The organism is Streptomyces sp. 7R007, assembly GCF_054850255.1.
In genome coordinates this window covers 1-10,065 of sequence record NZ_JBTWMV010000107.1, presented here as the reverse complement: position 1 = coordinate 10,065, position 10,065 = coordinate 1, and the positions used below count along the sequence as shown (strand labels likewise).

3 protein-coding genes are annotated in these 10,065 nt (G+C 70.5%); 1 reads left to right on the top strand and 2 read right to left on the bottom strand.

Annotated features, from left to right (window positions below):
- Both ACYF6T_RS43885 and ACYF6T_RS43880 read right to left on the bottom strand, forming a co-directional pair.
- A partial coding sequence (locus ACYF6T_RS43885) for an amino acid adenylation domain-containing protein (protein ID WP_461703587.1) occupies positions 1–7,679 on the bottom strand: 7,679 nt, incomplete at its 3' end.
- Between the two features lie 100 nt (positions 7,680–7,779).
- On the bottom strand, positions 7,780–8,037 hold the full coding sequence (locus ACYF6T_RS43880; protein WP_461703586.1) for an acyl carrier protein: 258 nt from the start codon (positions 8,035–8,037) through the stop codon (positions 7,780–7,782).
- 424 nt (positions 8,038–8,461) lie between these two features.
- Between ACYF6T_RS43880 and ACYF6T_RS43875 the strand changes: the two genes are divergently transcribed.
- Positions 8,462–10,048 (top strand): MBL fold metallo-hydrolase, encoded by a 1,587-nt coding sequence (locus ACYF6T_RS43875; protein WP_461703585.1) that lies wholly within the window; start codon positions 8,462–8,464, stop codon positions 10,046–10,048.
- The last annotated feature ends 17 nt before the right edge of the window (positions 10,049–10,065 follow it).

Here is a 10,065-nt window from a genome sequence, read left to right as displayed (position 1 = left end):
GCATCCCGTTCGGCCTGATCGAGGAGGGGCAACGAGCTCAACCGGGCCATCGGCTTCTGTGCCATCAGCTCCAGGACTCGGATCAGCCGTCGCGCCAGCAGGTCCGCGGAGGCCTCGTCGAACAGATCCGCCGACAGCTGGAGGGTTCCGGACAGGCCTGCCGGGGCCCCGTCGGTGTCGAAGTCCTCGACCAGGCTCACGTCGATGTCGAAGCGTGCGGCGGGTGGGGCGGTGGTGATCTGCTCGACGTCGAGGCCTGGCAGCCGGAGGACCGCAGGTGCCGCGTTGTGCACGGTCAGCATGGTCTGAAACAGCGGGTGCCGGGCGATGGACCTGGCGGGAGAGAGCACCTCGACGAGGTGCTCGAACGGGACGTCCTGACGGTCCAGTGCGTCGAGGCCGGTCTCCCGCACCCGTTCGAGCAGTTCGGCAACCGTCGGGTCGCCGGACACATCGGTGCGCAGGACGAGGGTGTTGACGAAGAACCCGACGAGGTCCTCGACGGCTGCGTCGGTGCGTCCGGCGACGGCCGAGCCGATCGGGATGTCGGTGCCCGCGCCCAGCCGGAACAGCAGCGCGGCCAGTCCGGCCTGCAACACCATGAACAGCGTCACGCCCTGGTCGCGGGCCAGGCCGGCGATCCGGCGGTGCGTGTCGGCTGAGAGGTTCAGCGGGGCGGTGTGACCGAGGTGGCCGGCGATCGCCGGGCGCGGGCGGTCCGTGGGCAGATCCAGCTCCTGCGGAGTCCCGTCCAACGCCTGCCGCCAGTAAGCGATCTGCGCGGAGACGGTGCTCTCGGGATCGTCCTCGGAGCCCAGCAGGTCTCGCTGCCAGAGCGCGTAGTCCGCGTACTGCACCGGCAGCGCCGGCCAGTCCGGAGCCTCGCCACGGCAGCGTGCCGCGTACGCGTCCGACAGGTCGCGGGCCAGTGGTGCCATCGACCAGCCGTCCGTGGCGATGTGATGGACGATCAGGACCAGTACGTGTTCCTGCGCAGTGAGCCGGAGCAGGCGTGCTGACAGGGGCGGTTCGCAGGACAGGTCGAAGGTGTGGGCGGCCGCCTCGTCCAGCAGCACGGGGAGCCGGGCCTCGGTCGTCGCCACGACGGGCAGGTCGAAGCCGGCCTCGGCCAGGGACAGGACCCGCTGGTACGGGACGCCGTCGTCAGCCGGGAACACCGTGCGCAGCACCTCGTGCCGCTCGACGAGGTCAGCGAACGCCGCCTCCAGAGCCATGGTGTCGAGCGGTCCCGACAGGCGCACCGCGATCGGGTTCACATAGGTCGTGCTCGGGCCCTCCAACTGAGCCAGGAACCACAGCCGTTGCTGCGCGAACGACAACGGCACCCGCTGCGGACGCCGAGCAGCCGTCAATGGCGTCCGCGCCGCGCCGGCCAGCGGCAGCCGCAACGCCAACCGGGACACTGTCGGCGCCTCGAACACGGTACGCACCGCCACCTCGGCACCCAGCACCGTACGCATGCGACTGACCAGACGCGTCGCAAGCAGCGAATGCCCGCCGAGTTCGAAGAAGTCGTCGTCCACGCCGACCCGTTCCAGGCCCAGCACCGACGCGAACACGGAGCACAGCAGGTCCTCCACCACGGTGGCCGGAGGGCGTCCCGCGCCCGACGCGTGGTCCGGTTCGGGCAGGGCCCGTTTGTCCACCTTGCCGTTGGGGGTCACCGGCAGGGCGTCCAGCACCGTCACCACGGACGGCACCAGGTAGTCCGGAAGGCGCTGTGCCACATACGACCGCACGGAGGCGGGCAGCAACGAGCAGGTGCGGCTCTCCACGTCCTCGGCCGGCACGACATACGCCACCAGGCGCTTTTCGGCAGCCTGATCCCCCCATACGGCGACGGTGGCCGCCGCCACCTGCGGGTGCGTGGCCACGACGGTCTCGACCTCGCCGAGCTCGACCCGGAAGCCACGGATCTTGACCTGCTCGTCGGCACGGCCGGCGAACAGCAGGCTGCCGTCGGCGGCCCACCTCGCCCGGTCGCCTGTCCGGTACACCCGCGAACCGTCCGTGGCGAACGGATCGGCCACGAAGCGCTCGGCCGTCAGGGCGGACCGGCCGCCGTAGCCGCGGGCCACCTGTGGTCCACCGATGTAGACCTCCCCTGCGACCCCTGCGGGCACAGGCTGAAGATGCTCGTCGAGCAGGTGGATGCGGGTGTTCGCGAGCGGGTGGCCGAAGGCGGGTGCGTGCCGCGACCGCGGGTCGACGTCCCCTGCCGCCACGATCACCGTCGCCTCGGTGGGCCCGTAGGAGTGGACCAGGCGCCGCCCGGCCGCCCACTGCGCGGCCTGCCGCGCCGGGAGGGCCTCGGCGCCCAGCTGCACGGTCTTGATCCCGGGCAGGGCTCCGGGGTCCAGGACACTCGCGAAGGAGGGCACGGTGGACATTGCCTCGACAGCGTTGCGGTGGATCGTCGCAGTCAACAGTTCCGGGTCCGTGCGCTGCTCCGGGGTTGCGAGCACCAGAAGTGCGCCGGCGGCCAGCGGACCGACGAGATCCATCACGGAGCCGTCGAAGTTGAACGAGGCCAGGTGCAGGAAGCGGCGGCCGGGCTGCAGGTCCATCAGTGGCGCCAGCAGCTGGGCGAGGTTCACGAGTCCGCCGTGCGTGCCCTGCACTCCCTTCGGTGTGCCGGTCGACCCCGATGTGTAGATGACGTAGGCGAGTTGGTCCGCACGCACCGGCATCGGGTCCATGGCGGGCTCAGGCGCCTCTGCCGCTGCCTCGTCGTCGACCTGGAGGGTCGGGATGTCCGCCGTGGGCAGCCGGTCCAGGAGCGGAGCGGTGCCGATCACGGCCGATACCTGGCTGTCGGCCACGGTGAAGGCGACCCGGTCGACCGGGTGCTCGGGGTCCAGGGGTACGTAGGCGGCTCCCGCCTTCCACACCGCCAGGATCGCGACGACGGTGTCGATCCCTCGGGGCAGGTACAGGCCCACGACGGATTCGGTCTCCACGCCGGCCGAGCGCAGGCGGCGGGCCAGCCGTTCGGCCCGCCGCTCCATCTCGCCGTAGGTGACGGCCGAGTCGTCGCACAGCAGTGCCACCGCGTCCGGTGTGCGGGCTGCCTGCCGAGCGATCAGTTCGTGCATGCCGACCGCCGGGGCCGGCCCGGTCGTACCGGACCACTCCTCCATGATCCGGCGGCGCTCGCCGTCGTCGAGAACGGATATGGCACTCAGCCGGGTCGAGCCGTCGCCCGCCAGGGCGTCCAGCACCATCGCGAACCGCCGGGCGAGGGTTCTGGCCGATTCCGCGTCGAACAGGTCTGCGGACACGGTCACCGAACCGTTCAGTCCGGCGGGTACGCCTTTGCCGTCGAAGGTCTCGGAGAGGGAGAAGCTGATGTCGAATCCGGCCGCCGTGCCGGTGGCCGGCAGGATCGTGCTCTCCAGTCCCGGCAGGTCCAGGGCCGCCGCTGGGGTGTTGTGGACGGCGAGCATCACCTGGAAAAGGGGGTGCCGCACGGACGAGCGGGCCGGCGCCAGCGCACCGACGAGGACGTCGAACGGCAGATCCTGGTTGGCGAACGCCGTCAGGGCCGTCTGCCGGACGCGGCCGAGCAGTTCGGCGACCGTGGGGTCACCCGACACGTCGGTGCGCAGGACCAGTGTGTTGACGAAGAAGCCGACCAGGTCGTGCAGTGCCTCGTCGACACGGCCGGCCACCGCAGTGCCGAGGGGGATGTCCGTGCCCGCGCCGAGCTTGGACAGCAGCAGCGCCAGGCCGGCCTGCACGGCCATGAAGAAGGTCGCGCCCTCGCTGCGGGCCAGCTCCGCGAGCCGCTGATGGACGTCGGCGGGAATGGTCAAGGTGGTCGTGTGGGTCCGCCCGCCGGGAACCGCGGGACGTGGACGATCGGTCGGCAGCGCCAGTTCCTCCGGTGCCCCGGCCAGCGCCTCGCGCCAGAACGCGAGCTGCCGGGAGGCAAGGCTGTTCGGACCGTCCGGCGATCCCAGGACCTCCCGCTGCCACAGGGCGTAGTCGGCATACTGCACGGGCAGTGGATGCCACCGGGGGGCACGGTTCTGTTGCCGCGCCGTGTACGCCTCGGACAGATCCTGGGTCAGTGGTGCCATCGACCAGCCGTCGACGGCCACGTGATGCACGACGAGGACGAGGACATGCTGCGTGGCACCGAGGCGGAACAGCCGCACACGCACCGGTATGTCGGTCGCCAGGTCGAAGACCTGCGCGGTCAGGTCCGCCACCAGGTTCGGCAGACCGGCCTCGTCAGCCGGCACCACCGGCAACTCCCAGCCGGCCGCGGAGATTTCCATCACCCGCTGGAGCGGTTCAGCGTCAGTCGGCGGGAACGTCGTCCGCAGCACCTGGTGGCGCTCGAGCACGTCGCGGAGCGCGGCCCTCAGCGCGACGACGTCCAGGTCGCCCGACAGCCGCACCGCGACCGGGATGTTGAACGACGCGGTCGGCCCCTCCATCTGGGCTGTGAACCACGAGCGCTGCTGTGCGAACGACAACGGCAGGCGGTCCGGACGCTCGCGCGCTGTCAGCGCGGCGTGGGCGTCGCTCGCCGGCTTCAGACGTAGCGCCAGCTCCGACGGCGTGGGGGTCTCGAAGACCTCCTGAAGGCCCAGGTCCGCGCCCAGCACCGCGCGGATCCGGCTCCGCAGCCGCACTGCCAGCAGCGAGTGCCCGCCGAGCGCGACGAAGTCGTCGTCCGGCCCCACTTGCGGGAGTCCGAGCACCTCGGCGAACACGGCGCACAGGACTTCCTCGGTCACCGTGGCGGGAGCGCGACCTGCGCCGGCCGTGGACACGGGGGCCGGCAGCGCCTTGCGGTCCAGCTTCCCGTTCGCCGTCAGCGGGAGCGCCTCAAGCACCACCACCGCGTCGGGCACCATGTACCCGGGCAGCCGCTTCGCCGCGAAAGAGCGCAACTCGGCCGGGGCGTCCGCGCTGAAGGACGTGTCCGTGTCCGCTCCGGGGACCACATAGGCGACCAGCCGGCTGCTGCCGGTACGCTCCTGACGCGCCACTACGGCGACATGACCGACCTGGGGATGCGCGGCCAGCGTCTCCTCGACCTCACCCGGCTCGATGCGGAAACCACGCACCTTCACCTGATCGTCCGCCCGGCCGACGAACTCCAGGTTCCCCTCGGCCGTCCAGCGCACCAGGTCTCCGGTCCGGTACAACCGCGAACCGTCCGTCGCCCAGGGGTCGGCCACGAACCGTTCCGCCGTCAGACCGGGACGCCCCAGGTATCCGCGCGCCAGGCCGGCACCGGCCACGTACAGTTCACCGGCCACCCCGACCGGCACCGGACGCAGGTCCCGGTCGAGCACGAACACGCGGGTGCCGATGACGGCCTTTCCGATGTGTACCGCCTCGTCGGCGGCCAGGCCTTCCGACATCGACACGCACACCGTGCACTCCGTCGGACCGTAGGCGTTGAACAGCCGGCGGTCGGGCGCCCACCGCGACACCAGCTCGGGCGTCAGCGCCTCGCCCGCGGACACCAACGTCGTGAGCGAGGCCAGCGGCTCGGGCTCCACGGACGCCAGCACGGCGGGCGGCAGCGTCGCGTGGGTGACACCCTGCCGGGCGATCAGCGCCGAAAGCCAGGGGCCGGCCATCTCGTCGCGCCCGGACGCCAGGAGCAGGGCGGCTCCGGAGCACATCGCCATGACCAGTTCCCACACGGAGGCGTCGAAGCCGGGTGAGGCGAACTGGAGCACCCTGGCGCCGGGGCCGACGCGCAGGCGCTCCCGATGTGTCGCGGCCAGACTCGCGAGGCCGGTGTGGGTGACGACGACGCCCTTGGGGCGGCCGGTGGATCCCGAGGTGTAGATGATGTACGCGGGATGCTCCGGCCGCAGCGGCGCGGCCAGGTCCGTGTCATCGAGATCACCCGGCGAAGCCGCCGCGAGCCGGGCGGCGAGTGAGGCGTCGTCGAGTGCCAGGACCGCTGTCCCGTCGATGCGGGGCATCCGGTCCGTCAGTCCGCTGACCGTGAGGACGCACTCCGGGCGCGCGTCCTGGAGCAGGAACGCGATGCGCTCCACGGGATGGTCCGGGTCGACCGGCAGATAGGCGGCGCCCGCCTTGAAGATCGCCCACAGCGCCGTCAGCTGCTCCGCCGAGCGGTCCATCGCCACGGCGACCACCGACTCCGGGCCGATGCCCCGGGCGGTGAGCAGCCGCGCGAGCCGGTTCGCCCGGGCATTGGCCTCCGCATAGGTCGTCTGCCGGTCGCCGTCGACGATCGCGATCGCCTCCGGGGTGCGCGCCACCTGCGCCTCGAACAGACGGGGCAGCGTGCGGGCCGGTGCGGCGCTGCCGGTGCCCGCCCAGGCGAGCGGCTGCGACGTGCTCTCGTCGGGCGCCGTGCCCGCCTCGCCCACGCGGGCGGACGGCGAGGCCGACGCCAGCCAGGACAGGATGCTCCGGAAGCCGGCGGCCAGGCCGCGGGCAGCCCCGGCGTCGTAGGCGCGCGGATTGACGTCCACGGAGAGCCGGATGCCTTCTTCGGCGGCTCCGGCCACCAGGCTGATCCGCTGGTCGTCCACGGGCCCGCTCGCCAGGCTGGTGACCGTGGCGGGGGCGTCTCCGTAACGCACCTCCTCGTCGAGGGCCATGACGTTGAGGATCAGGCTGAACAGGGCCTGTTCGGCGGGTAGGCCAAGGTCTTTGCGCACGTCCTCGTACCGGTAGCGCTGGTGTCGTAGGGCCGTGCGCAGCGCCCGCGATGCCTGCCCTACCAGGTCGGCGACGGTCGCGTACCGGTCCACCCGCAGACGGATGCTCAGAGCGTTGGTCGTCATGCCGGGGATCGCACGGTGCCGTGCCGCCCGGCCGAGAACCGGTACGCCGATGACGACGTCGTCGGCCGCCGTGGTACGCCGCAGGTGCACGGCCGCAGCGGCCAGCGTGAGTTCGGCGACGCTCGCTCCCAGCCGTGCGGCGGCGGCCCGCAGTTCGTCGGCCGACTGCGCGCCCAGGGTGTCGGTGTGGCGCAGCGGCGCCTCGGTGGCCCGGCGCACAGGACGCCCGCTGGAGCTGGCGGCCTCGGGAGTGTCCTGGAGGACGTCCAGCCAGTACCGACGGTCCCGGTCGACAGCGGCGGAGCGCTGATAGGCCTGCTCCGCTTCCACCAGGACGGAGACCCCGCCCGGTGCCTCGTCCGCGGGTGTCGTACCCGCCACCAGCGCGGAGTACGTCCGTGCCTGGCGCGCGACGACCACCGAGGCGCTGTAGCCGTCGAGAGCGATGTGGTGCACCCGTTGGTACCACACGTGCCGGTCCGGGGCGACCTTGAGGAGTGCCTGGCAGAACAGCCGGTCCTGCCGCAGGTCCAGGGCGCGTCCCAGATCCGCCCGCATCCATCGCGCGGCGGCCGCGTCGGGGTCCGGTGCGGTGGTGAGGTCGAGGACGTGCACGGGCCGGTCGTCGGACGGCGCGAGGTACTGGCACGGTCCATCGCCGTCGTCGCGGAACCGGAGGTGGAAGGCGTCGGTCTCGGCCACGACGCGCCGCAGGGCCGTCTCGAAGAGATCGGGGTCCAGGTCGCCCCGAATCTCCACGCACACGCCCATGTTGTAGATCGCGCTGTCGGGCCGCAGAAGCTGGGCGTACCAGATGCCCAGCTGCGCCGGCGTCAGCTCCCAGACCGTGCCTTCGGATCCGGACATCCCCGCACTCCTCGATCGCTCAACTTGTTCCGGCGTCCCACCGGAGCCCCGTCGACGGGTGGTGCGCGGCGGGCCCTCGGGGCCCACCGCGGTCGCATGGTCAGCTGCCGGTGGCCGCCGCGACCTGTTGGTGCAGTGCGTCCACGACCTCGCCGATGCTCATCCGGCCGAACGCGTGGAAGTTCAGCTGCTGGAGGTCGAACTCGAAGCCGACCCGGTCCTCGATCATGGAAAGCCACTCGATCGATTTCAGCGAGTCCAGGCCGAGGCTTCCGAATTCGGTGTCGGCATGGATGTCAGGGACGTTCACCACCTCGTGCAGCATCGCTATCGCTTCCGGAACGGACACCTCGCGCATCACCGGCTCCCTTCATCTGTCTGTCGTTCGCAGCGCGTTCTTCGACAACCGGGCACACGGTGCACGGGGCCGCCGATCATTCGAGGAAACACCGGAACAGGTGGGCACCATCAACTGCGGTGGGACCTGACGCTTTCTGCGGCCACGCGTGGAACGCCACTCTCACACAGGCCAGATCGCTGATCAATATGTCACCGTTCGCTGCCCGTCCGGCGCGTGACCTCCCTGTCTCCGACCTTGGTGGAGGCTGTTCAACCAGCGCTGCGACGCAGTTAAACACGTGTCACAGGAACACGTCGGCCTCCGAAGAGCGGGGGATTGATCGGTCCTCTGACCGTGTGCGAGGGTGACCAGCGGCGCAGGCAATCACATGGTGCCGTCCCGGGCGTATCCGGAAAACACACTTCCTGGATGAGGAGTCGCGATGGGCGACGAGCAGAAATTCCTCCGGTCGAAAGCGATTATCGAGCCTCTCGTCGACGGTTTCTATGCCTGGCTGCTTTCTGTCGCCCCGGTGCAGGCGTCGTTGAATCTGGCATCCGTCCAGATACCTTTGCTCGAGTCGTATCTGCAATCGCCCCAAGTCCATGCGGCGGCCAGCAGCAATCCCGCGCTACGCGGCGGATACTTCATCAACGTCCCGGAGGACCGCTCCGGTGAGATCCGCGAGCTGCTGTCCGCCATCAAGCGGGACCGCGCGGACATGCTGCGGTTCGCCGCCGCGATCGGGGAGGCCGAGGAGATCGTGCGACAGGGCGCGACCGGCTTCGACCTCACACCGCTGTACCCGAAGCTCCCGCCTGAGTTGTCGGGGCTGGTGGAGCTCGCCTACGACACCGAGAACCAGCCGACGATGCGGTTCATCGAGCCGCTCGTGTACGCGAGCAGTGCCTACACCGAGGACCGTCAGTCCGTGCAGTTGTCGCTGGAGACCGGCACCGAGCGACCGTTCATCCTCAGCACGCCCCGGCTGCCGGGACCCGACGTCCTGGACCTGCGCATCCCCTTCCGGCACCCCGGCCTGACCGAGCTGTTCCGGTCCCGGGTGCATGGGTCCACACTTCCCCGGCTGCGCGAGGCCCTCGGCCTCGACGACGAGCAGGCAGCACGGATGAGCGCCCTGCTGACCGACGCCCCCGACCTGGCCGAAGACCGGCACATCGAATCGGGCGGCCGGATCAGGTACTTCGGCCACGCGTGCCTGGTTCTGCAGACCCGCGAGGCGGCGATCGTCACGGACCCGTTCATCAGCGCCGACTCCTCCGCTCAGGACCGCTACACACTGCGCGACCTGCCGGACCACATCGACGCAGTCCTCATCACTCATGGGCACCAGGACCACATCGTCCTGGAGACGCTCCTCCAACTGCGCGGCCGGGTGGGCACGGTCGTCGTGCCGCGTTCCTCCCGGGGCAACCTGTGCGACCCGTCGCTGGGGCTGTACCTGGAGCACATCGGACTACCGGTGACCGAGGTGGACGACTTCGCGGAACTCGACGTCGCCGGCATGAAAGTGACGTCGACCCCGTTCCTCGGCGAGCACGCCGATCTCGACATCCGCGCCAAATCCACCTACTGCGTGCGGTTGGCCGATCGCACCGTGTTCATCGGCGCGGACTCGTCCGGCATCGATCCGGGGCTGTACCGCTACATGCGCGACCGCGTCGGCCGTATCAATGTGGCGTTCCTCGGCATGGAATGCGCCGGTGCCCCACTGACCTGGCTGTACAAGGCCCTGCTGACCCGGCCGGTCACCAAGCGCATGAGCGACTCGCGGACCCTGTCGGGCTCGAACGCGGAACAGGCCGCGGCCATCGTCAGCGAGCTCGGAGCCAAGCAGGCGTACGTGTACGCCATGGGCGAGGAGGACTGGCTCGGCCATGTCATGGCCACCAGCTACAACGACGACTCCTTCCAGCTCAAGCAGGTGGACGAATTCATGAACTGGTGCCGCGAGAACGGGATGACCGATGCGGGTCACCTCTACGGACAGCGTGAGTGGCGCTGGTAGCTGAACCGGAACCGGCG